Origin of the sequence: Sulfurimonas sp., assembly GCF_041563035.1 — a bacterium.
Lineage (GTDB): Bacteria > Campylobacterota > Campylobacteria > Campylobacterales > Sulfurimonadaceae > Sulfurimonas.
The window spans coordinates 39,927-63,483 of the sequence record NZ_JBFFNS010000002.1 but is presented as its reverse complement, the minus strand read 5'-3'; the positions used below and the strand labels follow the sequence as shown (position 1 = coordinate 63,483).

The following is a 23,557-nucleotide window of genomic DNA, read 5'->3' as shown; positions in this document are numbered from 1 at the left end:
GGAGTATCATGAAGTTTCCAAATATAGGTGATATTGCTACAACATCAGTGATCTCTATAGATATCAACAGCACTTTTAATGAAACTATGAATAAAATGCTTGATAATGAGCATAGAAATATCATCGTAATAGATACAAATGACTTTTACATTATGAGTATCATAGATGTCTTAAATGTACAGGCAAAACATATAGATGTAAATACAGCTCTGTGTGATTTACATTTATCAAAAATACCTGTTATAAGTAAAGATAAAAATATATTAAATACTTTAGAGTTTTTAAATAATTCAACAGAGTACATTGCTGTTGTGAATGATGATAATTCTTTTTATGGTCTCGTAACACATACAGATATCACTAGTAATATAGATCCAGATACTTTAATGGATAACTATAGACTACAAGACTTCTTAAAACTTGGTCGTAGAATGAAGTGGGTTAACAGAGATGAAAAAATATCTCATTTATTGAAGGATATGGTGAATAATTTTTATGACAATGTAGTAGTAGTTGAAGATTTAAAACCTATTGGTATCTTTACAACAAAAGATATTATGAGGCTTGTTAAAAATAAAACTGACTTGGATGTAAATATTGAACAGCATATGTCATTTCCAGTAGATTCTATTCATAAAAACTCATCAGTCAGAGAAGCTCTTAGTTTTATAAAAGATAGACATTACAAGAGAGTTATAGTTGTAGATGATGATGGCTTACTCTCTGGAATAATTACTCAAAAAGAGTTAATATCTCTTACTTTTTCTAAGTGGGCAATTCTTATGAAAGAGTATCAAGATGAGCTAAGCGAGATAAACTTGATGCTTCAAAATAAAAATATTGAGTATGAAAATATTGCATCAACAGACGCTCTTACTGGACTATATAATAGACATAAGTTTACTCAGTTATATCTTTCATCATATACTTCTATGGTTCAAAGGCATAATGATATGTCCCTTATACTTTTAGATATAGATTACTTTAAAAAAGTAAATGATGTTTATGGACATAATGCAGGTGATAAAACTCTTGTTCAAGTCTCACACACTCTTTTAAAAATACTTAGAAATGTTGATGTTGTATGTAGATGGGGTGGTGAAGAGTTCCTAATAATGTTACCGACAGCTGATCTTGAACATGCTATCTCTATTGCTGAGAAGTTAAGAAAAGCCATAGAAGATTTATGTATAGATATCGTAGGACAAGTTACAGCTAGCTTTGGTGTTTCCCAAGTTAGAGAAGGTGAAGATATGCAAGATGTGATAGATAGAGCAGATAAAGCTCTATATCTTGCAAAAGATTCTGGTAGAAACTGCGTCAAGTTTGAAGCAGATATCTAAACCATAATCCCTTTAATCATATAAAATAGCACAGCTGCCAGAATTGCTGCAGCTGGAACAGTTACAACCCATGCAGTCACAATTTTCTTAATAGCTTCTCTTTTTACAAATTCAACTTTTTTAGACTTTTTTATACTCTTTTTAGCTGTCTTAATTTGCTTCTCTTCATCTGCTATGAATTTGTATAATTCAACAATTCTTTCATAGTCTTCTTGAGCTTTTGTATCTTTTGCTTCTAATGTTTTAAGCTCTGCGCTGTATGCATGAAGATTTTTTCTCTCATCAATAATAGCTTGCTTATCATCTTCAATTGTTCTTCCCATATCATTTAGGTGTAACCATTCTCTTAAAAAACCAACACCAAATACTCCACCGATAGCAATATGAGTAGAACTAACTGGAAGACCAAGCTGAGATGCGATAATAACTGTAATAGCAGCAGCCATTGCAATTGAAAATGCTCTAATCTGATCAAGCTCAGTAATCTCACTTCCTACAGTTTTGATAAGTTTTGGACCATAAAGAGCAAGACCAAGAGCTATACCAAGAGCACCAACACCCATTACCCATAATGGGATAGAAGCTTTAGAAGAGATACCACCATTTACAACAGCGTCATTAATCGCAGCTAATGGCCCGATTGCATTTGCCACATCATTTGCACCGTGAGCAAAACTTAAAAGTGCTGCTGCAAAGATAAGGGGGATAGTAAATAAAGTATTTACTGAAGCCTTATTATTCTCAAGAGTTGTTGTGTTTGAACTAACTCTAGCTTTAACAAAAAAGTAAACCACTACTGCAGTAATTAGACCAAAAATTAGAGCTGTGCTCAGAGTCGGTTTTTTAGTCATCTCGATTGCTACAAGTGGCAGCATATTCAGTGTCTCAACAACTTGTGGCCATATTTTTTTAAGACCTTTTAGTGTCAAGTATGTTACAAATGCCAGTGACATTATTGCAACAAATATAGGTACATATTGCTTAGCAGCCTTGACTTTATCGTCTTTAAATACAATAGATTTTTTAATCGAGAAAAGAAAAGCGGCTGCAATAACTCCACCAAGAACAGGTGAGATGACCCATGAAGCAGCAATTTTTGCCATTGTTGTCCAAGATACTATTGAAAAACCGGCAGCTGCAATGCCAGCACCCATCACACCACCGACGATAGAGTGAGTAGTTGAAACAGGAGCACGCATCATTGTTGCAAAGTTAAGCCATAATGCAGCTGCAAGAAGAGCCGCCATCATTGCCCAGATGAATGGATCTGAATTCCCGCCAAAGGCAGAAATATCAATGATACCTTTTTTTATTGTTTTAACAACTTCACCACCAGCTATGATAGCTCCAGCGGCTTCAAATATAGCAGCGATTATAATTGCTGTAGTAAGAGTCATTGCCTTAGAACCAACAGCCGGTCCCACATTGTTTGCAACATCATTTGCACCAATATTCATAGCCATATAGGCACCAATTAGTGCAGCAACAGCTAGGAACATATTGTTTGAAATTCCACCATTGCTTAGAAAACTAAACGTTAAAACACCTATCATAAAAAATAGTGCAAAACCTAATCTTGTAAAATCTGTTCCGCTCTTTTTTAGCGCTTCTTTTTCAAGCTTTTTCATAGTTTGAATTTCCATTCTTCCCTCTTGTAATCGTATTGTAATAATTTTTGGAATTATATCTATATTATGGTTACGAGAATATTACAAAGCTTTGTATGGCCTTTAAATACGGTTCAATTCGTATTTATTATATACGTCCATTGCTTCCTCGGAATTTGAAAATGAAAGAACTTCACGAATAAGTTTGGAAGCTTCTGCTCTTGTACCATCTACCTCACCCATAGCATATATCTCCGCTAGTGTTATTTTTGCACTTGCTTCTCCAGCCTCTGAAGCAGGTTTTAGGTAACGAACCGCTTTTTCAAAGTTTTGAGGTACACCCATTGCATTTGCGTATGCAAAGCCTGCACTTACTTGCGCAGGCACTATCCCAGCCTCTGCTGCAACAGTATAGTAATGAGTAGATTTTTTAAAATCTCTATCTATTCCTTCCCCGTTATAATACATAACACCTAGTGCAAATGCACATTTTGGATTTGTATCATCTTGAATCAGATGCTCGTAAGCTTCTTTGTGTTTTCCGGCTTCGTAAAAATTCATTCCAGCGTTGTAAAAGTCTATTGCCATTTATGAATCCTACTTTTTAATATATGCTTTAATTATTTCTTGTCTATCTTGTGGTCTATCAGCACCGCTTCTGCCTAATGTAGCTATATTGTTAAGCTTCATGAGAGTTTCCATTGAATCTTTTGTAGCTTCACCAAAAATAGTGTGTCTACCATTTAGCCAAGGAGTTTTTGCCGTAGTGATGAAAAACTGACTTCCATTTGTATGTGGTCCTGAATTTGCCATTGCAAGTATTCCGGATTTGTTAAAAGTTCTGTTTTTATATTCATCTTTAAAAGCTCTTTTCCATATGCTCTCTCCACCCATACCACTCTCAGTAGGATCTCCACCTTGAATCATAAAGTTTTTAATAATTCTGTGAAAAGCGACACCGTTGTAGTAACCATTTTTTACATGTGTAGTAAAGTTCTCAACTGCAAGAGGTGCAATATCTGAGAATAGTACCAGCTCTATTTTACCTTGAGTAGTCTCCAGTACTACATGAGGATTCGTCTCGTTAGCCTGTGAGTTAATTGATAACAGTAATAAAAGCGTTAGCAAAGTTTTAATCATTTTTTTCCTTTAAAGTTTTTATATTTTCAGACTCGTCTTCATAAAGTACATAAGCACTTTCTTCTGCCAAATTAAGTGCATACTCTATTTCATTTAGTGAAGCTTCTGCAACGTCCATTAGTATTACAAATTTTGAGTTCATAGAACTGATTTGTGAGTATGAACATAATAGCAAATTATCTAAGTCTTGAGATAGTAAATTACTGGAACTATCTAATAAAACAGCTTCATCTCTAATAAAAAATTCCAAGTCATCTTTTAATTTTATTTTACTTAAGTTATCACTTACAACTAAGATATCTTTAGAACTGTTTTTTTCTAGAATATTAGAAATAAGCTGTAAAGCTTTAGCGTGCTGATTTGCTTGTTTAAAAAACACCTTTAATTCTGTAGATTTAAAACTTTTATCAAACCTATAGTTTGAGTCTTCATTACTATACTCATTAACTAAAATAAGAGAAGAGTTTTTTTGTATGTGTCTTAGATAGTTTATAAACTCAAAAGATAGTAAGTTCGAATCATCGCATATAATTAAGTCTGCTACATTGAAATTTTTATGCATAAGCTTATCATTAATATTTAAGATAATTTCTAATTGTGGCATTTTCAACTTGCTTAGATGCTTGTTAACTAGATCTATTGGGGTAATGATTTCAATAGAAGTAATATCAACTTCAATGATAGCGTATTCAATGATATTAAGTAGTTTTTGCTTTAAAATGTCACAAGACAAAATCGTAGGTTCTATGATAATAATCTTTAGCTCCGGGTTTCTGAGAGTCTCCAATATGGCTTTTAAAAGAATAGAACTAGTTTTACCAGAATAAGCATTTCCGCTTAAAGTCTCCAATCCATTAGTTTTAGACTCTATAAATTCTATCTGCTCAGCAGTAGCTAGGTTCATATCTTTATCTTTTGAAAATATTAAGTATTGAACAAGTAAGTTACCGATGATATGAACTTCATCCGCCATAGGTGCAGTAGGAAGTGGGGTCTCCTTTAGTTTATACAATATATCTGATTCCATAGAGTCGTTAAACATTACTTTTTGATAAGGAAGAAGCTCTTTAAAAGAGTTGTCTAGATGCTTAAACTCATCGCTGTTTAAATTTTCCATAAGTAGGTAATTATAAATTGGAACACCGTCGTTATGTATAAGTTCATTAAATTTTTGCTTTATGAAGTCATGTGTTTTTTGATATGCGAGACTTTTGTTACTAGAGTCTTGGTTTATTGCTTTTGATACTGTTGCATTTTTTAAATCGTCGTATGACCACTCTTTATATTCAAATATATAAATACCTCTAGTTGGATCTAAGATTAGAAGAGGGATAAAAAAGTTTTGAGTGTGATGATATATAGTTATATTTTCATAGATGCTAAGACCGTTGTTTTTACTAACTTCTTTTAGCTTTTTTATTAATAGTGAATCAGGAAGTTTTAGTGTTTTTTGTTTTTTTTTAAATAGAGAGAAAAAAGAAAATATATTCATAGAAAATAAAAACTCATTGCCTTGGGTGCAATGAGTTTTTGGAAATTATTTACCAGCTGCAACACGGTCTTTAAGACCTTTACCAGCTTTAAATTTAGGAACCATTTTGTCCTGAGTAGTATAAGTCTTGTCTGTACCTGGAACTTTACCACTTTTACCTTTTTGAAGGTTTGCAGCAAAACTACCAAAACCTACTAAAGAAACATCTTCCTTTTTTACTAGAGCAGCTGTTACAGCTTCTGTAAATGCTTTAATTGCAGCTTCTGCTTCAACTTTAGTTTTGTACTCACCACTTGCTTGTACTAATTCAACGAATTGAGCTTTGTTCATATATTTACCCTTAGATTCATAAAGATTTCCGAAATTATTAAGCATAAGCACCAGAAAGCCTTGATGCAAAAATAATTCAGCTGCAGATACTTTATAGTTTATTTGCTTAAATTTTTCTTCTTTTTGCTGAAAAGTGTGATAAATTGCGATAATTTTGACTCTTTGAGTCCTATTTTAGCCATTTTCAAGAACTTTGATGTGTTTAAGCTAATGTTTTTAGACAAGATTAAAGGTGAAAATTCCTTTAATTTTGAGTACTTACTACTATTGTTTCCAATAGACAAAAATATCTCTTCTAAACCATCTCTCTCTTGTTTAGTCAATGCGCTCATTTACTATACCTCTTCAAGTTTATTGATTTTTCTAACAGCTCTAATAATCTCATCATCATCCAATTTACCTAACATTTTCATTACCACTGAAGCAGCTTGAGGTTTGGCCCTGCCTAACTTCCAGTCCTGATATGTACGCATAGAAATCCCAAGTGAATTAGCCATATCTTTTAGAGATACTTTTTTCCCATTGTTTTGAGACTCTAACGAGTTATGAAGAATATTAAACAGATCATCAATTTGCATAAAGAGAAGTATACGGATAATATACTTAAATATACATTTATTTTAGTTGTATATAGTATATAAATACATTAATATGTAATTAAAGATATGAAATACACAATTAATTATTCATTGTAATATTTAAAACTAATAGTATACACGGAAAACCGTATATTATATTTACTAAAATATCCTCTTGAATGAGGATATTTAAAAAAAATTATTTAATTTTGATTTTTATTATGAAAGAAAGATTGATTTTTTTACTGGTTGTAGGGTGATTTTTTCTTCAGATACTTCTAAATAAAAAGGTTCGTAGCTTTGAGCATCAGTTTTGTAAACCAACTCTTCATCATTATCAAGTGTGAAAATGATGCTGTTTAAACCTTTTAATGGTTTTTCTATACTGATAGTTGCTCTAGAAGCAGAATTTTTTATGCTGTCAATTTCACTTTTGAATTTTTTTATCTGTTCTTGAATCCTTTCTACTTCAGATTTGTTATGTCTATGCGCCTCTTCAAGTGAAAATCTCAACTCTTCTATATCTTCTTTTATCAGATCTACTTTAGAATTTAAAATAGGAATATCTTTATAGTTAATTTTAAAAATATTATCTTCTCCGCTTACGAGTCTTATAGTGATAGATTCAGAGGCATAAACTTTTAAGTTGCTTTTTACATGTCCGATTTTCACATTTTGAGCATATATTACTCCACCAAGACAAGATTCTATTTCAACATTAGTAGCGTGAACTGTGCCGCCCTCAAGCAAAGCTATCTTTGCATCATGGCATCTAAGTGTGCCTTTGTGTCTATTTATCTTTGCTACTCTTGCAAACTGCATGGAATCTTTGTGTGTTGCTCCATCTATTTGCATGTTAATCGCTTCTAGTATGCTGTTCGCTCCAATATGACCATTTACATGTATAGTCTCACTTGTTAACTCAACTCCTTCACCTATACTGTCTTTAGTAGTGTCATTTTGGGAGATGTGTACTTCTATATTGTTATCTTCTTCCTTGGCTAAAGAGCTCTCTACACGAGATATTTTTGCCATTTTCACTTTGTTGTCAACACTAAGTTTAGTTTCGCTGAAGTGAACAAAACCTTTAGCTTTGCTCTTATATAATTTTTTGTCATCACTCTCTTCAATATAGATGCTCTTCTCGTCTATAGGCGTTTGGAGGTCATCGGAATTATGAAGATAGTCTTTATCTAGCTGCTTGCCATGAGAGTTAAAACCGCTTTTTCCATATATTGGTTTCTTGTATTCAACTAGAACTTCATCTTTTTCAACCTCTGTAATTTGATGTTTTTGTTGGGATTCTTTATGTTTAAACCATAATATAAGTTTTCCGGCTTTAGTTATCTCTGGTTCTATCCCTTCAAAAAGTGGAATTCTGACTCTTTTTATGAATTTACCTTCATAGAGATATTTTGTAAAAGCTTTTAAATTCCTAATCATTTTTTCATCAAACAGATTTATTAAAATTCCATTTTTAGCTTTTATTTTATTTACCTCTTGAAGTAAAAGTCTGAAAGTCTCTTTAGGTTTATGTGTTTTATATAGTATATGTGAGTCAGGGTGCAAAACCAGTTTTGGATTACATTCAAATTCACCCATCTCTAGAGAATAGTTTAGTTTCATTTCCATTTCTATAGGTTGTATAGCCATGATTGTGTGTATCTGTTTGAATTCAACATGTTGGTTGATAATAGCTTGTTCTTCTTTGTAATGCTCATTTATATTTTCATTAAAGAGCCTAAATTCATCATCAAAACTTGTCTTAATATAGGTGGCTGTTTTTTGAATCTCAAAGTCACATTCATTAAGAGGTATGAAGTTATCAGATGCAAAGGTTGCCATTGATTTTTTAATATCTTTAGTTTTAATAATTGTATTTTTTATATCACTCATCTAGTTGCCCTATCTTATTAATACGAAAGTAAATCACTATAATCGTACTTTGAAAAGTCTAAATATAGTTTACCGTCTTTGTGAACTACTCTAACATCGTTGTCATATACAGATAAAAATCTTCGCTTAATTACTTTTCTCTGATAAGACTTTAGGTTTAATGTTTTAAGATGATCTTTTAACTCAACTATTCCAGGTTCAGTTACTGGTGTTATATCTAAGGTGTCAGCTTCTTCTAGGGTCTCAACTTCGTGAATAGTTTGTCCTTGATGCTCAAGCATCATCTTTGTGTTTACAAGTTCTAATATATTTTTTAATTGTTCATCTTTTTTACTATATAATTGTTCAATCTTATCACGTTCATCACGAAGCATCTGCTCTTTATCGTCTATGAGTTTGTCTATTTTACTCTCAAGCTGCATGATTTTTTCTTTTAGCTGAGTGTTTTCTCTTTGGTATAGTGCTATTACAGTTGCAACAGTTGTTTTAGGTTTCGCTATCGCTTTTTTCACTTGAAGAGTTTCAACTTTTTTCTCTTCTACTTCGGTAGGGATATCATCAACAAGTATATATGTCACTGAGTCGTCTATAATATAGTTTAATTTTTTTGCTCTTAGTTTTGAGCTTATCATCTCTTTTGACATTTTAAACTGTTTTGAATATTCGTCTATTGTTAGTTTCATTTTTTATCCCTTTTATCTTCTAAGCATTGAGTTAAAATTTGCATTTGGCGGATTTATTATACCAGCCTTTCGTAGCCATACCAGGCGGCCCTCTTTTTTATTCCCGTGTTTATCTTCAAATATGTATGGAGATGAATATTTAAATTCTCTCTCCATTAACAGAGCGTTGAAGTTTTTATATCTGTCTAAAAAAGCCTTTAAGCTTTCATAGGCGGTGTCTGAAACCATTATCGTAGATATTTTATAATCTTTTATTTCTAAATATCTGGAACAGTCATTTAACCCATCACCAATATAGTTTTTATTTCCAAGTATATCTATGAATTCATATATTTTACCTGTATGTACGGCAATTCTAAGGCCTTCAAAGTATGAATATTTTTTTGCAATATGCTCAGAAAAATAGTTAAAACTAAGTCCTAAAATAGTTCCATAGCCTTTTAGCTTAGGGTTTAATATGCAGTAAAAGCCATCACCTGTAGATATGTATCCAAGGATTAAGTTGTTTAGTGACATATTTGAAGTTTCTAGCATCTTCTCAATCATCATAGTATAACTTTTAGTCAAAAAGTTTATGATTTCTAACTGATGCTTTGCTTCTAACTTAGAAAAGTTTATGATATCAATCAGGACAATATCAGTAGTCCATTCGTTATTATTTTTTCCAAGCATACAAACTCTATATTTTTTTAACCATTTTAACATAAAAACTTTACAAAAAAGTTATTTCAAATAAAGCTTATAATATAATCACAAAATAATAAAATATTAGGAAGAATAATGAGCAAAGGCATATTAGATATTGTAAAACCAGGTGTCCTTTTTGGAGATGATGTACAAAAAGTTTACAACATGGCAAAGGAGATAGGATTCGCTATCCCTGCTGTGAATGTTGTGTCAACTGACTCTATCAATGCAGTATTAGAAGCAGCAGCAAAAGTAAAATCTCCTGTAATTATTCAGTTTAGTAATGGTGGAGCTTCGTACTATGCTGGTAAAGGGCTAAGTAATGAGAATGAAAAAGCTGCAATAATAGGTGCTATTGCAGGCGCTAAGCATGTTCACATGATGGCTGAAGCTTATGGCGTTCCTGTAATCCTTCATACTGATCACGCAGCTAAAAAATTACTTCCTTGGATAGACGCACTTCTAGATGCTGGTGAGAAACACTTTAAACACACTGGTAAAGCACTATATTCTTCACATATGTTAGATTTATCAGAAGAGTCTTTAGAAGAAAATATCTCTACTTGTAAATCATACCTAGAACGTATGTGTAAGATAGGCATGAGTATAGAGATAGAGCTTGGTGTAACTGGTGGAGAAGAAGATGGTGTTGATAACACGAACATAGATAATGCTCTTTTGTATACTCAACCAGAAGAAGTGGCATATGCATATGAAGAGTTAAGTCAAGTGTCACCTGATTTTACAATTGCTGCTTCATTTGGAAACGTTCATGGTGTATATAAACCAGGTAACGTAATGCTAACTCCAAAGATTCTAGATAACTCACAAAAATATATTCAAGAGAAGTTTGGCACATCTGAGAAACCTGTAAACTTCGTTTTTCACGGTGGTTCTGGCTCAGCTCCTGAGGAGATTACAGAAGCTATTGGTTATGGTGTTATTAAAATGAATATTGATACTGATACTCAGTGGGCTACTTGGATTGGTACAAAAGCATATATTGAAAAATATAGTGATTATCTACAAAGCCAAATCGGTAACCCGGAGGGTGAAGATAAGCCAAATAAAAAATATTACGATCCTAGAAAATGGTTAAGAGCAGGTCAAGTTACTTTAGTTGATCGTGTTGAAGAAGCATTCGCGGATTTAAATGCACTGGATAGAAACTAAATAAACTAAAATTTAAAGGCTTTTAAGCCTTTAAATCATGATAGATGTCTTTAATACAACTAGTATGACTATTTTCTAAATGATAGTAGTTTAATAGTTGGTTTAATCTATTTTGATTAAATCTCCAAAATCTTTTTTCATCGAAGTTTTCATCATCTTGTACTTTCATAAAAAGCTCACTGTGACTTAATTCTCCGTCACTTTCTTTTATTACCTTAAGAATTACCTTTAAAAGATCTTCTTGTGACTCTTTTGTAGTATCATCATCTGCTAATGGTTTGTTCGGTAAAAAAGCATATATCTTCCAGATGCTAACTACTAATAAAATGATAAAGAATATTAGCATCCATGTTGAAGTGTTCATTTTCATATTTTTCTCTCATTACTTATTTTTTGAATTGATAACATTTTAGCTAAAATACGATTATGAATGATAAAGTATTTACAAAACCAATAGAAAAACAATTTGAGTTTGATGAAGAAGTTGCAGCAGTATTTGACGATATGCTCGAACGTAGTGTGCCTTTTTATAAAGAGTCACAGAAGATTACAGAGTTCTTTGCGCTTAAGCACTTAAAAGAAAACTCAACTCTCTATGATTTAGGCTCATCAACAGCTTCTTTGCTTATAAGTATTAGCCGAAAATTAAAACACAACGCAACGCTTGTAGGACTAGATAACTCTGAAGCGATGCTTGAACAAGCTAGAAAAAAATCTGTTGCACTTGGCGCTAAGATAGAACTTCAAAATGCTGATATATTAGAATACTATTATAAAGAAGCAGATGTTTTTGTAAGTAACTATACGCTGCAGTTCATCAGACCTTTAGTTCGTGAAGAGCTCGTAAAGAAGATAGCTTCTTCTCTTAAAAAAGATGGCATTTTTATTTTTAGTGAAAAAGTAATAAGTCATCACTCAAAACTAAACAAGGATCTTATTGAGTGTTATTATGATTTTAAAAAAGAGCAGGGTTACTCAGAGTATGAGATCATGCAAAAAAGAGAAGCTTTAGAGAATGTTTTAGTTCCATATAGTGAAGAAGAGAATATTAAAATGGCGAAAAACTGTGGTTTTTCACACTGCGAAGTGGTTTTCCGCTGGGCTAACTTTGCTACATTTATCGCTGTTAAGTAGACCGATTTTCCTTAGTACGAGAGTACCTTTATCTATTTTTCAACTTCAGTGAACATTTTCTACGAAAATATTCCTTGCGTTGGAGATAAAGGCATTACCAAACATTACCCTTTGGTTGCTCTTTCTTTCCAGTCCAAACATCTATAACTTTTCCACCGGCTTCGCTAATCTCTTTATAAGTGACTATATCGTCTTCGCCACACTCTTTGTGGTAGTAACCTTGAAGGTCATAGTATTCTTTACAGTCGCTATAGTATTTTGCAGAAATACCGTGTTTATTTACACATCCGCTAAGTAAAAATATTGATAATATTAGTAAAGTTGTTTTAATCATAATTTAGATGCAAGCATTTGTTATACCAAAGTTACTTAAACTTTGAATGTCTCTTTTGTCTTGCAAAACTCAGTTAAAAAGCATTCATCACATTTTGGATTTTTGGCAGTACAAACATAACGACCAAAAAGAACCATTCCCTGATGAAGAGCATGAAGGTTGTTTTTAAACTTTTTAACAAGTGTAACTTCTGTTTTTAAAGCAGTCTTATCATCACTGAGACCTAGTCTGTGCGATACTCTAAACACATGCGTATCTACTGCCATAAGGTTGGCGCCTGTGTACTCTATCATTACAACATTCGCAGTTTTTTGTCCAACTCCGCCAAGAGTCATTAGCTCTTTTTCATCCATAGGAATCTCGCCATCATAGACTTCAACAACTCTTTGCGCCATCGCTATTATATTTTTAGCTTTATTGTTAAAAAATGAGCAACTATTGATGAGTGCTTTTACATCATCAACATTGGCTACCGCCAACTCTTTTGGACTGGGATATAGCTCAAACAATTTTGGAGTTAGTATGTTTACTCTTTTATCTGTACATTGTGCAGATAGTGCAACTGCTACAACAAGCTCATAAGCGTTTTTATACTCTAGCTCAGTTACAGCATCACTATATCTCTCTATAAATAGGGCGTGTATTTCTAAAATCTCTTTTTTTGTGGCTTTTTTCATAATGGCATTTTATCAAAGTTATATGATATAATCAAAATAATAATTTTCAGAGGCATGTTATATGGGTATATTTTCATTTTTTAAAAAATCGCAAAAAGATTCTCAAGAGCAGTATCATTATAGTGACTATTTTACAAAAGAGCTGATTTGGGATATTGTGGATTCAAACAGCTCGATGATGTTGTTTTTTACAAGAAAAGATGGCTGGATAGGGGCTAATAAGCTTTTTTTTAAAACTTTTGGTTTTAAAAATATAGAAGAATTCCGTCATAAATATGAGAGCGTAAGAGAACTTTTTTTAAATGAGAGTGAAGAAATATTTACAGAAGATGATAAAAGCTGGCTCGACTACATTAAAAAGTACAAGCATGACGGTTATCACATAACTGTCTCAGCGTATAATGATGAGATGCTGACAATAAATGCTAAGTGTCATTCAGTAGCTAGAATGAAGGGTTTTTACATCTTAGAGTTGGAAGATATTACTAAACTTCATAAAGCAGAATTAAAAATAAAAGAAGTTGAAAAACTAAAGTCAAAGTTTTTATCAAATATTGGACATGAATTTAGAACACCAATGAATGGAATACTGGGATTTGTCGAGCTTCTTCAACAAACAAACTTAGATAAAAATCAGAGTGAATACCTTCATATGATCAATCGTTCATCAAAAAATTTAATGTCAAATATAGAAACACTTCTAGACCTGTCACAGATGCAAGGTGGAAGACTCAAGCTTAGCCCATCTGTTTTTTCATTATCTCAGGAAATGGAAAAAATAGCTTATAACTACAGTATTGTTGGAAGAGATAAGGGTGTAAATATTTTTTCATTTATTGACCCTAAACTTCCAAGTGAGATAAACGCCGATTTTAGAAAAATTAAACAGGTTATGAACTCTCTTATTCAAAATGCTATAAAATTTACTCCAAGAGGTGGAAGAATAGTTGTTGAAGTTAAACTACTTAAAAAACAGCTAAATGGAGATTGCAGTATAAGCTTTAGTGTTAAAGATAACGGTAAAGGTATAGCAAACGAGCAAATTACTATGATTACCGAGCCGTTTATTGCAGGTAGTCAAGCAGATGAAAGGCTTGGTGTAGGACTTAGCCTTTCTCATGGACTCGTAAGTCTACTGGGCTCTCAACTAAAGATTCAGAGTGAAGAAGGTTATGGTAGTTACTTTAACTTTACTTTGAATTTTAAAGCCTCTAAAGGACAGTCATTTAAAATGATGCCTAAAAAGAGAGTAAAAGTTTTACTTCTTGATCCATCAAGAGTTGATGAAGCAAACTTCTTAACAATATATCTGCGCTCTTTTGCAATAGATGTTGTGAAATCAAATACTTTAGATGAAAATGTTTATAATGGAGTTGAGACTCTGTTTATTATAGCAAATCAAAAAGACTCATCTTGGATGCTGAAACTTGGTACCTATTCTAAAAAAGCACCTGTAATTCTTCTTCTTGGGGAGAGCGAAAAGCTTCAAACAAAACTTACCCATATAGTTGATGGTATATTTAGAAAACCTCTACTTCCTAGTTTGGTTGCTAAACAGTTGAATGAGATATATAATAAAGAAATAGAAATAACAAGTGAGTCTAAAAATGGACTTAAGGAGAATGTATCTGCACTGGTTGTTGAGGATAATCTAATCAATCAAAGACTAATCCAGATACTTCTTCAAGAGTACAGAATCATAGTTTCAACTGCTCTAAATGGAAATGAAGCTGTAAATATGTGTGAGAAAAACAAATATGACATTGTTTTTATGGATATAGATATGCCAGAGAAAAATGGGATAATTGCAACAAAAGAGATAAAAGAACAAATTGACTTAAATGGTAAAACACCTATTGTAGCATTGACTGCAATGGCAATGCAGGGTGATAAGGAGATGCTTCTAAGTGAAGGTCTTGATGACTATATTTCTAAACCCTTAACACGTGAAAAACTGGAAAATATACTAGATAAATATCTAAAAGTGACATCTGTTTAATAATGGTTAGTATAAAGCCACTAAAATTTTTTAACTAAAAGGAATATATATGATGAAAATGACTAAAATCGTTGCTACATTGCTATTAACGAGTACACTAGTAAGTGCTACGACACTGATTACGGTGAATGGAACACAAATTACTCAACAAGATGTTGATACTGCTCTTATGAATGCTACACAGGGCAGGTTTAATCAAGTTCCGGCTGATAAGCAAGCAGAGTTCAGAAAACAAGTTCTAGAACAGTTAATTGCTAAAGAGTTAGTTTTTGGAGATGCTAAAAATACTGGTGTATTAAAAACTAAAGAGTTTAAAGATGAGTTTGTAAAAGTACAAGATAGAGTTAAAAAAGAGTTAGCAATTCAAGTTTGGCAAAAACAGCAACTTGATAAAGTTAAAGTATCAAATAAAGAACTAAAAAACTATTATGATAAAAACAAAGAAGAGTTTAATGAAAAAGAGACTGTACATGCTCGTCATATTCTTGTAAAAACAGAAGCAGAAGCTAAAAATATTGTTAAAAATTTAAAATCTTCAAAAGGTGAAGCTCTTAAAGGTAAGTTTATTGAAGAGGCAAAAGCAAAATCTACAGGACCTAGTGGACCAAAAGGCGGTGACCTAGGTTATTTTGCTCAAGGTCAAATGGTGCCGGAGTTTAATGACAAAGTATTTAGTATGAAAGTTGGAACTCTGTCTGAGCCAGTTAAAACACAATTTGGTTACCATGTTATCTACTTAGAAGATAAAAAAGCTAAAAAAACATTGGCATTTACAGAAGTTAAATCTTTTATCGAGCAAAGACTTAAAATGGAAAAGTTTAAAGTTGTAATGCAAGATAAAATGTTAGAACTTAAAAACAAAGCAACTATTAAATAAATAAATATGAATAACTCTCCTATCTCTAAGATTTTATTAGAGAGGAGAGACTTTTATGTTAAAAGAGATGATTTAATAGATCCTTTTTTAGCCGGGAATAAGTACAGAAAACTCTACACTCTTTTAAAAACACCCTCAAATAAACTTAGTAAAATAATCTCGTACGGTGGAACTCAATCCAATGCGATGCTTGCAATTGCAGCTATGTGTAAAAATAAAGGATGGGATTTTGAATACTACACAAAACCTCTAAGCCAAACCCAGAAGACTCATTCTCATGGAAATTACTTTCACTCTATAAACCTTGGTATGAAACATGTAGAGATAGATGAAACATTTTATAAAGATTTTATAGCTTCACTTTCATTAACTATAGATGCTACTACTTTTATAATAGATCAGGGTGGAGCGGTTGAAGAAGCAAAAAAAGGGCTGGAAGTTTTAGCCGAGGAAATCAGAGAAGCATGTTTAGAACTAAGATCTCTTGCTACTCCATCAGGAACAGGAACAACAGCTCTATTTTTAGCTTTGGCACTTCCAGAGTTTAAAATATATACAACACCTTGTGTTGGAGATGTTAACTATCTAAAAGAACAGATGCAAGCTTTACACAAAATACCGAAAAATTTAATCATACTAGAGCCAACAAAAAAGCATCACTTTGCAAAGCCATATCCAGAGTTTTTAGAAATATATAAAAAGCTTTTAGCATCTGGGATAGAGTTTGATTTGCTATATGCACCTGGAATGTGGGAAGCTCTTTTGTCTCAAACTGATGAAGAAATTTTATATATTCATAGTGGTGGGGTGAGTGGTAACGAGAGTATGCTCAAGAGATATGAGCAAAAAGGGTATGTCAATTAAATAAAAGTGACATTGTCTTCTAAAGATACTCTTGAAGGTTGGTATGAATTTATCTTGGCACTTTCATCTGCATAACCGATAACGACACTATATAAAAGTGCTAGATTATCAGGAGTCTTTAAAACTCCTGCAACTACTTTGCCAAACTCAGTAGTTGAACCTTGAGGACAAGTGTCAAGTCCAAATTCTTTTGCCACCAACATCAGACTTTGCATATATGCGCCACAGTCTATTAAAGCACCTTGTGCATTATCTATTAAAGCTTCATCTGTAAAAACAAAGAACACAGTAGACGCACCAAACCATCTGAAGTTATCATGCCACATCTCAGTTCGTTTGGCTGTATCTTTTCTATCTACTTCCATAAGAGTATACAAGCCAACACCAGTTTCAATACGACGTTTTTTATATGGGTTTTTCCATTTTATTGGATAGTATTGAATGAACTGGTCATGCTCTACACCAGCATCCATCTTTTCAATGATGGCGTCACCAATATTTTTCAGTACATTTTTATCGCTGACTGCGTAAACTACCCAAGGTTGCATGTTAGCACCACTTGGAGTCATACTAGCAGCTTTTAAAATTTTTTCTTGAATCTCTTTTGATACAGGTTTTGGAAGGTAAGACCTTTTTGATGAGCGTTTTGTAATAGCTTCTAAGATAGTTGGCAATTTAAGTCCTTAGTGAAATGGTAGTGCTAAAGTTTTAGTGATTATATTATAAATTAACTAATTTAGATATAAATCACATTCTAATGACATATGACTAAGCTAACTTGACATAGTAGCACTCAACTTGCTATAATAACTATATAAATAAAAAGGAATTTAATATGAGTAACAATAATATTTTTGAAAAACTAACACATAATATGACGGAAGCAATAGAGTCTGCTGTTTCATTAGCGCTACACAATAAAAATCAAGAGGTGGGTAGTATACATTTTTTATGGGCACTACTTACAAATTCTAACTCTGTACTGAATCAGATGTTTAACAAAATGAACATAGATAAAATAGCAATTGAATTGGATGTTAAAAGTTTAAGTGAGAAATTGCCAAAGTCTTCAACTGTTTCAAAAGAGAATGTAAAATTATCAAGAGATTTTGTTCATACACTAGAAAACGGTGCTGGGCTTATGACAAAAAATGGGGATAATTTTTTAGCGGTTGACACTTATATATTGGCTAATTTAAAAGATGAGCCATATGCGAGCATACTAAAAAAGTATATAGATGTTTCAGAATTGACTAAAAATTTAGAAGCATCTAGAGGTGGAGCTAAGATAGACTCACAAAGTTCTGATGAGACTTTAGAGTCTCTTGCAAAATATGGAATAGATTTAACACACGAAGCCAGTGAAGGTAAACTCTCCCCGGTGATTGGGCGTGATGAAGAGATAACACGTATGATGCAGATACTTATCCGTAAAACAAAAAACAATCCTATGCTTTTAGGTGAACCTGGAGTTGGTAAAACAGCATTGGTTGAAGGCTTAGCACAACGTATAAGTGATAACAAAGTGCCTACCTCACTGCAAAATAAAAGACTGATTGCTCTAGATATGAGTGCACTTATTGCAGGTGCAAAATACAGAGGAGAGTTTGAAGATAGACTAAAAGCTGTAATTGATGAAGTAAAGCAGAGTGGGAATATTATTTTATTTATAGATGAGATTCATACTATTGTTGGAGCAGGAGCTAGTGAGGGCAGCATGGACGCTGCAAATATTTTAAAACCGGCACTGGCACGTGGTGAGCTTCATACGATAGGTGCAACTACTCTTAAAGAGTATAGAAAATACTTTGAAAAAGATATGGCACTGCAGAGAAGATTCTTACCTATTAACCTTGATGAGCCAACTGTAAACCAATCACTTCAGATTTTACGTGGAATAAAAGAGCGTTTAGAAACTCATCATAATGTTACGATTACAGATAGTGCGCTTGTTGCAGCGGCAAAATTATCAGACAGATATATTGCAGATAGATTCTTACCGGATAAAGCTATAGACCTTATTGATGAGGCAGCGGCAGAACTAAAGATGCAGATAGAGTCAGAACCAAATGTACTTGGAACAGCAAAAAGAAAAAGCTCTGAACTTCATGTTGAGCAAGAAGCTCTTAAGATGGAAAAAACTCCAGCAAATGAGAAAAGACTCGGTGAAATCGACAAAGAGTTAGCAGATGTTGAAGAAGAAGTTAGAGCTTTAGAAGCACAATTTGCTACAGAAAAAGAAGTGTTTGAGAAAATATCAGGTATTAAAAATGATATTGAGAAGAAAAGAAAAGAAGCACATGCTGCTAAGTCTAACTCTGAGTTTAACCGTGCGGCAGAAATAGAGTATGGGGAGATACCGGCTCTTTTAGAAGAAGAAAAAAGTATAAATGCCAACTGGGAAAAACTCCAACTTGCAGGAACACTTCTTAAAAATAGTGTTGATGAAGAAGCGATAGCTTCTATAGTATCTAGATGGACGAATATTCCTGTAAATAAAATGCTTCAAGGTGATAAAGATAAGATATTAAATGTAGAAGCTGAGCTTAACCGTGATGTGGTTGGACAAGCAAAAGCAACACATGCAGTATCTCGTGCTATAAAAAGAAACAAAGCAGGACTCTCAGAAGCCAATACTCCTATCGGTAGCTTTCTGTTTTTAGGGCCTACCGGTGTTGGTAAAACACAAACTGCTAAAACATTAGCCAAGTTTTTATTTGACAGTGAAGATTCTATGATTCGTATCGATATGAGTGAGTACATGGAAAAACACGCTGTGTCACGTTTAGTAGGCGCCGCTCCAGGATATGTTGGTTATGAAGAGGGTGGACAGCTTACAGAAGCAGTTAGAAGAAAACCATACAGTGTAATACTCTTTGATGAGGTGGAAAAAGCACATCCGGATGTTTTTAATATTCTCCTTCAAGTTTTAGATGATGGAAGACTAACGGATAACAAGGGTGTTACAGTTGATTTTAGTAATACTATTATTATCTTAACTTCAAATATAGCAAGTGATAAGATTATAAACAATCCTGCATCTGATGAGCTTGACAATATGGTACTTGGTGAGTTAAAGCAGGCATTTAAACCTGAGTTTTTAAATAGACTAGATGATATCGTGATATTTAATGCTCTTGGCCGTGAACAGATTATAGATATTGTGGATATCTTCTTTAGAGATATTAGCAGAAAAGTTGAGCAAAGAGACATAGAGCTTACTCTGAGTGATAGTGCTAAAGCTTATATAGCAGAGGCTGGATTTGATCCGGTTTATGGTGCTAGACCACTTAAACGTGCTCTGTATGAGATAGTTGAAGATAGACTAGCAGAGTTAATTCTAGAAGGTATAGTAGTCGAGGGTTCAAAAGTTACATTTGACATGGAAGATGGTGAGATAAAAGTTAGCGTGAAGTAAATAAAACAGAGGTTATAATTTTGTTATGAAATATATAATTTTAATACTGGTTTTCACATACTCACTTTATGCTTGTACGGGTGATTGTCTAACATGTCATCCAAAGCTGGTTCCTACAATAAATGAAGATTTAAGACATAAACCAATGCTCACTTGTATAAAGTGTCACTCTGCAGAGCCGAATAGTATGGCAGAGTGTGGTGATGACTGTTTTTCATGTCATCCAATGTCCAAGATTAATAAAGCGAATGTGAGGGAACATGATGTTATCCAAGCATGTCGCGATTGTCATGTTGGAGCAAATGAGAAAATTTTTGATAATTCTATAAAGCATAACCAATCACAAAGTGTATCGTTAAAAGATTTTTTAAGTAAGTAAATATGGGATATGTTGTTCTATCTCTTCAGGCTTACCAATATGGTAACCTTGAGCATAATCAACATTGAGTCTTTTTACAACATCTAATATCTCTTTGGATGAAACATACTCCGCGATTGTTTGTATATTCAGCTTATGAGCTAAACCTACAATAGTCTCAACCATTATCTGAGAGTTCATATCTCTGTCAATATTTGAGATCAATGAAGAATCTATTTTAATGTAGTCAATAGGAAGATTTAATGCGTGAGAGAAGTTTGAGTAACCGGCTCCAAAATCATCGAGAGCTACTTTAATCCCATAAGATTTAACTTTTAGACAAAAGTCATAAACTCGTTTATAATCTTTAAACTCTTCAGTCTCTAGAAGTTCAATAGTTAAATGATTGTTATATTCAAACTCATCAAATTTTGTATAAAGCATTTGAACTGTTCTGTCATTTTCTATATCTTCCATGGAAATATTTATAGAACATGGAATATCGTATTTTGATATCACCTCAAAAGTATTATTGATAATAGCTTGGGTGAGTTTATGATATACGCGGTTTTGTTTAGCAACATTTATAAATCTAAACGGAGCTATTATATTTCCATCATCTTCTCTTAATCTTATAAGGGATTCATATTTGATGTCAAGTGAACCATCTTGGATAGGAGCTATCGGCTGAAAGAAAGAGATAATATTGTTAGTGTCAATAGCATGCATTAGCTTTTTACTACACTCTATGTCTTCTTTATGTATCTTTTCTAATTCTTTATCGTCATTGAATATAGATATTTGAACATTTCTTTTTTTAGCATCTTTTAGTGCCATGTCTGCATAAGCTAACATTTTTCTAGATCCGCTAAATGCTAACCCGGCACTCATTATAAAACTAAATTTCTTATCTTCATAGATGAAGTTTTCTCTTCTATATTTTTTAAGTATATCTTCTATTTTTTCTATAAAGTAAGTGTTGTTTAGTTTTGTAGAGTCTTTAACTGCAAAAACAAACTCATCTCCACCTATGTGGTAGAGGAGGGTATTGTCATCATCAACCTCTGATGTGAGAAAATCAGCAGTTAATTTTAAGGCAATATTTCCAACTTCTTCTCCATATACATCATTGAATTTTTGGAATTTGTCTATATTTAAAAGAGCCATTTGTTTAAACTTATATATGTAAGAGTCTTCTAGAAGTTTATTTCTATTTGGTAGACCACTTAAAAAATGTGTATATATCTTTTGATGTAGCTCTGCTGATTTTTTAGATATCTCTTCTTCTAAGTCATCATTATATTTCAGTAGCTGAGATTGTAGTTTTTTCTGTTCTATCTCTGCTTTCTCACCTAACATAAGCTCTTTTTCAGTAGCTGAATGACGTTCAGACAGTTTATAAACAGCAAATACTATTAGTAAAACTGCTAAAACAAATGTATATAGTGTGTCTTTTTGAGTTTGCTCATTTGCATTTTTCAGCATCTCGATTTTTTGTTTTAATTTGTAATCAACGAGTCTTATTAGCTGATCAGTATCATGTGAAAACTCAAGCGTAATCGTTTGAAAGTTTATCAAGGAGTTATGAATAGTGTTATGCTCTTTAGCTTTAATCGCTTTAATAAGAGATTTTTCAGATTCTTTATACTTTATAATTCTGTTTTTAATAGTAATTATTGTTTCTTCAATTCCATCAATTCGTATGTTGTTTTTATTTATAAAACTCTCAAGATTCTCTAGTGATTGTTGAAGGCTGTCTAGCGAGGTGTGAATATTATCTATTAAATGTGTATCTTCTATTATGATTGATTGTAGTATATTAGATTGATGAAGAGCTACATTATGGTTAAATTTAAAAGTCATATTTGAGAGTTTAATCTGTTTTGTATCAATATAATCTATCATTGCACTAGTCGAACTGATGCTTCTTGAGTTAAGATACAGAGAATAAGATAGAAGAATAAAGCTGATGAGTATAGTAAAGTACAGCTTAGCTTTAAAGTTCATTCACACTTCCAATAGCAATATGTTATTTGAGTATATACTCTTATTCGTTGATTATAGGATTTTAAGTGTTAAATTATCGTTAAATCATTTCAGCGTGAACCTTAACCGCGCTTTAAGTAATTTTTCTGTAACATTGCGGACTTAATTTTAAATAAGGATATGTCGTGAAAAGAACATACCAGCCTCATAATACACCGAGAAAAAGAACTCACGGTTTTAGAGCTAGAATGGCTACTAAAAATGGTCGTAACGTAATAAATCGTCGTCGTGCTAAAGGTCGTAAAAGATTGACAGTTTAGGCGGTTTCTCCACGCTGAAACAACACAAAGAGTTTCAGTCCATATACAAAAAAGGAAAGAACATTCACACCCAAAGTGTGGTGCTTTTCTCTCTCCCAAAGCAAGCAATTCACAAAGTTGGTTTTACTGCTACTAAGAAAATTGGTAACGCTGTAAAAAGAAATAGAGCTAAAAGAAGACTTCGAGCTCTATTTTGTGAATACTCACATACACTACAAGACGGTACATATATTTTTGTTGCAAAACAATCAATCAATGAAGTGTCACACCAGCAACTAGAAGCAGACTTTAAAAAAATACTAAATAAGTCTAAAAGTTTTAAGGCGGATTCCCAGTGATAAGAAAGTTTTTACTTAAGCTTTTATGGTTATATCAGAAGTTTTTTACTCTTATAGGCTTTGGAAGTTGTAGATACTACCCAACGTGTAGCGAATTTGCACGAATAAATTTCGAAAATAACTCCATTTCAAGTGCTTTTTACCACACTTTGATTAGAATACTCCGTTGTAATCAATTATTTGATGGTGGTATAGAGTATCCATTGCTCGATAAACTGTCTGTAAAGCCCACAGAACTAAGGGTTGATTCTATAAAATATTGGTTGGTTCCAAATAAAAAAAACCGGTTTCATATAATAAAAAATTTTTCTTTTAAAGGGTAA

General features: G+C 32.7%; 26 protein-coding genes. 11 read left to right on the top strand and 15 right to left on the bottom strand.

What is annotated here, in order from left to right; genetic code table 11:
• Positions 1-8: 8 nt before the first annotated feature.
• Positions 9-1,343, top strand: coding sequence for a diguanylate cyclase (locus ABZC13_RS02625; protein ID WP_372999639.1), 1,335 nt, complete (start codon positions 9-11; stop codon positions 1,341-1,343).
• On the opposite strand, the gene ABZC13_RS02620 is transcribed toward ABZC13_RS02625, so the two are convergent.
• From ABZC13_RS02620 to ABZC13_RS02575, 10 genes are all read right to left on the bottom strand, one after another.
• Positions 1,340-2,986, bottom strand: coding sequence for an inorganic phosphate transporter (locus ABZC13_RS02620; RefSeq protein ID WP_372999634.1), 1,647 nt, complete (start codon positions 2,984-2,986; stop codon positions 1,340-1,342). The genes ABZC13_RS02625 and ABZC13_RS02620 overlap by 4 nt on opposite strands.
• Positions 2,987-3,073: 87 nt before the next feature.
• Positions 3,074-3,538, bottom strand: coding sequence for a tetratricopeptide repeat protein (locus ABZC13_RS02615; protein ID WP_372999631.1), 465 nt, complete (start codon positions 3,536-3,538; stop codon positions 3,074-3,076).
• A gap of 9 nt (positions 3,539-3,547) precedes the next feature.
• Positions 3,548-4,090, bottom strand: coding sequence for a peptidylprolyl isomerase (locus ABZC13_RS02610; RefSeq protein ID WP_372999628.1), 543 nt, complete (start codon positions 4,088-4,090; stop codon positions 3,548-3,550).
• Positions 4,083-5,582, bottom strand: a complete 1,500-nt coding sequence (locus ABZC13_RS02605) for a hypothetical protein (RefSeq protein WP_372999625.1) — start codon at positions 5,580-5,582, stop codon at positions 4,083-4,085. Before ABZC13_RS02605 ends, ABZC13_RS02610 begins: the two co-directional genes overlap by 8 nt.
• Before the next feature lie 45 nt (positions 5,583-5,627).
• Entirely contained in the window at positions 5,628-5,912 is a 285-nt protein-coding gene (locus tag ABZC13_RS02600; protein WP_372999622.1) for an HU family DNA-binding protein, read from the bottom strand.
• A 98-nt stretch (positions 5,913-6,010) separates the two neighbouring features.
• Complete coding sequence (locus ABZC13_RS02595) at positions 6,011-6,244, bottom strand: hypothetical protein (RefSeq protein ID WP_372999619.1); 234 nt, start codon at positions 6,242-6,244, stop codon at positions 6,011-6,013.
• Positions 6,245-6,247: 3 nt separating this feature from the next.
• Complete coding sequence (locus ABZC13_RS02590) at positions 6,248-6,490, bottom strand: XRE family transcriptional regulator (protein WP_372999617.1); 243 nt, start codon at positions 6,488-6,490, stop codon at positions 6,248-6,250.
• Between the two features lie 219 nt (positions 6,491-6,709).
• Positions 6,710-8,386, bottom strand: coding sequence for a flagellar assembly protein A (locus ABZC13_RS02585; protein WP_372999614.1), 1,677 nt, complete (start codon positions 8,384-8,386; stop codon positions 6,710-6,712).
• A gap of 17 nt (positions 8,387-8,403) precedes the next feature.
• Positions 8,404-9,069 (bottom strand): hypothetical protein, encoded by a 666-nt coding sequence (locus ABZC13_RS02580; protein WP_372999611.1) that lies wholly within the window; start codon positions 9,067-9,069, stop codon positions 8,404-8,406.
• 12 nt (positions 9,070-9,081) lie between these two features.
• Complete coding sequence (locus ABZC13_RS02575; RefSeq protein ID WP_372999608.1) at positions 9,082-9,741, bottom strand: hypothetical protein; 660 nt, start codon at positions 9,739-9,741, stop codon at positions 9,082-9,084.
• Between the two features lie 108 nt (positions 9,742-9,849).
• Here ABZC13_RS02575 and fbaA point away from each other — a divergent pair, with 108 nt between their 5' ends.
• Positions 9,850-10,929: a class II fructose-bisphosphate aldolase gene (fbaA, locus tag ABZC13_RS02570; RefSeq protein ID WP_372999605.1), complete on the top strand. Its 1,080-nt coding sequence runs from the start codon at positions 9,850-9,852 to the stop codon at positions 10,927-10,929.
• Between the two features lie 22 nt (positions 10,930-10,951).
• On the opposite strand, the gene ABZC13_RS02565 is transcribed toward fbaA, so the two are convergent.
• The gene (locus ABZC13_RS02565; RefSeq protein WP_372999602.1) at positions 10,952-11,299 is read right to left on the bottom strand and encodes a hypothetical protein; all 348 of its coding nucleotides are present in this window, start codon (positions 11,297-11,299) and stop codon (positions 10,952-10,954) included.
• Between the two features lie 56 nt (positions 11,300-11,355).
• Here ABZC13_RS02565 and cmoA point away from each other — a divergent pair, with 56 nt between their 5' ends.
• Positions 11,356-12,063, top strand: coding sequence for a carboxy-S-adenosyl-L-methionine synthase CmoA (gene cmoA / locus ABZC13_RS02560; RefSeq protein ID WP_372999599.1), 708 nt, complete (start codon positions 11,356-11,358; stop codon positions 12,061-12,063).
• A gap of 94 nt (positions 12,064-12,157) precedes the next feature.
• On the opposite strand, the gene ABZC13_RS02555 is transcribed toward cmoA, so the two are convergent.
• A complete protein-coding gene (locus tag ABZC13_RS02555) occupies positions 12,158-12,397 on the bottom strand; it encodes a hypothetical protein (RefSeq protein WP_372999597.1) in 240 nt (79 codons plus the stop codon).
• 35 nt (positions 12,398-12,432) lie between these two features.
• The gene (nth, locus tag ABZC13_RS02550) at positions 12,433-13,074 is read right to left on the bottom strand and encodes an endonuclease III (protein WP_372999594.1); all 642 of its coding nucleotides are present in this window, start codon (positions 13,072-13,074) and stop codon (positions 12,433-12,435) included.
• A gap of 61 nt (positions 13,075-13,135) precedes the next feature.
• Between nth and ABZC13_RS02545 the strand changes: the two genes are divergently transcribed.
• The 3 genes from ABZC13_RS02545 to ABZC13_RS02535 are packed head-to-tail and all read left to right on the top strand — an operon-like array spanning position 13,136 to position 16,814.
• Positions 13,136-15,073 (top strand): response regulator, encoded by a 1,938-nt coding sequence (locus ABZC13_RS02545; RefSeq protein WP_372999591.1) that lies wholly within the window; start codon positions 13,136-13,138, stop codon positions 15,071-15,073.
• Between the two features lie 49 nt (positions 15,074-15,122).
• Positions 15,123-15,950 (top strand): peptidyl-prolyl cis-trans isomerase, encoded by an 828-nt coding sequence (locus ABZC13_RS02540; protein WP_372999588.1) that lies wholly within the window; start codon positions 15,123-15,125, stop codon positions 15,948-15,950.
• 6 nt (positions 15,951-15,956) lie between these two features.
• Positions 15,957-16,814, top strand: a complete 858-nt coding sequence (locus ABZC13_RS02535) for a 1-aminocyclopropane-1-carboxylate deaminase (protein WP_372999585.1) — start codon at positions 15,957-15,959, stop codon at positions 16,812-16,814.
• Here the strand turns inward: ABZC13_RS02535 and ABZC13_RS02530 are convergent.
• Complete coding sequence (locus ABZC13_RS02530; protein WP_372999582.1) at positions 16,811-17,488, bottom strand: nitroreductase; 678 nt, start codon at positions 17,486-17,488, stop codon at positions 16,811-16,813. The genes ABZC13_RS02535 and ABZC13_RS02530 overlap by 4 nt on opposite strands.
• Before the next feature lie 161 nt (positions 17,489-17,649).
• Between ABZC13_RS02530 and ABZC13_RS02525 the strand changes: the two genes are divergently transcribed.
• Together ABZC13_RS02525 and ABZC13_RS02520 are read left to right on the top strand one after the other, a co-directional pair.
• Positions 17,650-20,232, top strand: a complete 2,583-nt coding sequence (locus ABZC13_RS02525) for an ATP-dependent Clp protease ATP-binding subunit (protein WP_372999578.1) — start codon at positions 17,650-17,652, stop codon at positions 20,230-20,232.
• Between the two features lie 25 nt (positions 20,233-20,257).
• Complete coding sequence (locus ABZC13_RS02520; protein ID WP_372999575.1) at positions 20,258-20,611, top strand: hypothetical protein; 354 nt, start codon at positions 20,258-20,260, stop codon at positions 20,609-20,611.
• Here the strand turns inward: ABZC13_RS02520 and ABZC13_RS02515 are convergent.
• Positions 20,600-22,597 (bottom strand): EAL domain-containing protein, encoded by a 1,998-nt coding sequence (locus ABZC13_RS02515; protein WP_372999572.1) that lies wholly within the window; start codon positions 22,595-22,597, stop codon positions 20,600-20,602. The genes ABZC13_RS02520 and ABZC13_RS02515 overlap by 12 nt on opposite strands.
• Before the next feature lie 164 nt (positions 22,598-22,761).
• On the opposite strand from ABZC13_RS02515, the gene rpmH reads away from it, so the two are divergent.
• Genes rpmH through yidD form a run of 3 tightly spaced genes read left to right on the top strand, consistent with a single transcriptional unit; the run spans position 22,762 to position 23,557 of the window.
• Positions 22,762-22,896: a 50S ribosomal protein L34 gene (rpmH, locus tag ABZC13_RS02510; RefSeq protein ID WP_294960986.1), complete on the top strand. Its 135-nt coding sequence runs from the start codon at positions 22,762-22,764 to the stop codon at positions 22,894-22,896.
• Positions 22,884-23,234 carry a ribonuclease P protein component gene (gene rnpA / locus ABZC13_RS02505; RefSeq protein ID WP_373000071.1) on the top strand — a complete coding sequence of 117 codons (351 nt, stop codon included), beginning with the start codon at positions 22,884-22,886 and terminating at the stop codon, positions 23,232-23,234. The genes rpmH and rnpA overlap by 13 nt, the downstream gene beginning before the upstream one ends.
• Positions 23,231-23,557 (top strand): membrane protein insertion efficiency factor YidD, encoded by a 327-nt coding sequence (yidD, locus tag ABZC13_RS02500; RefSeq protein WP_372999568.1) that lies wholly within the window; start codon positions 23,231-23,233, stop codon positions 23,555-23,557. Before rnpA ends, yidD begins: the two co-directional genes overlap by 4 nt.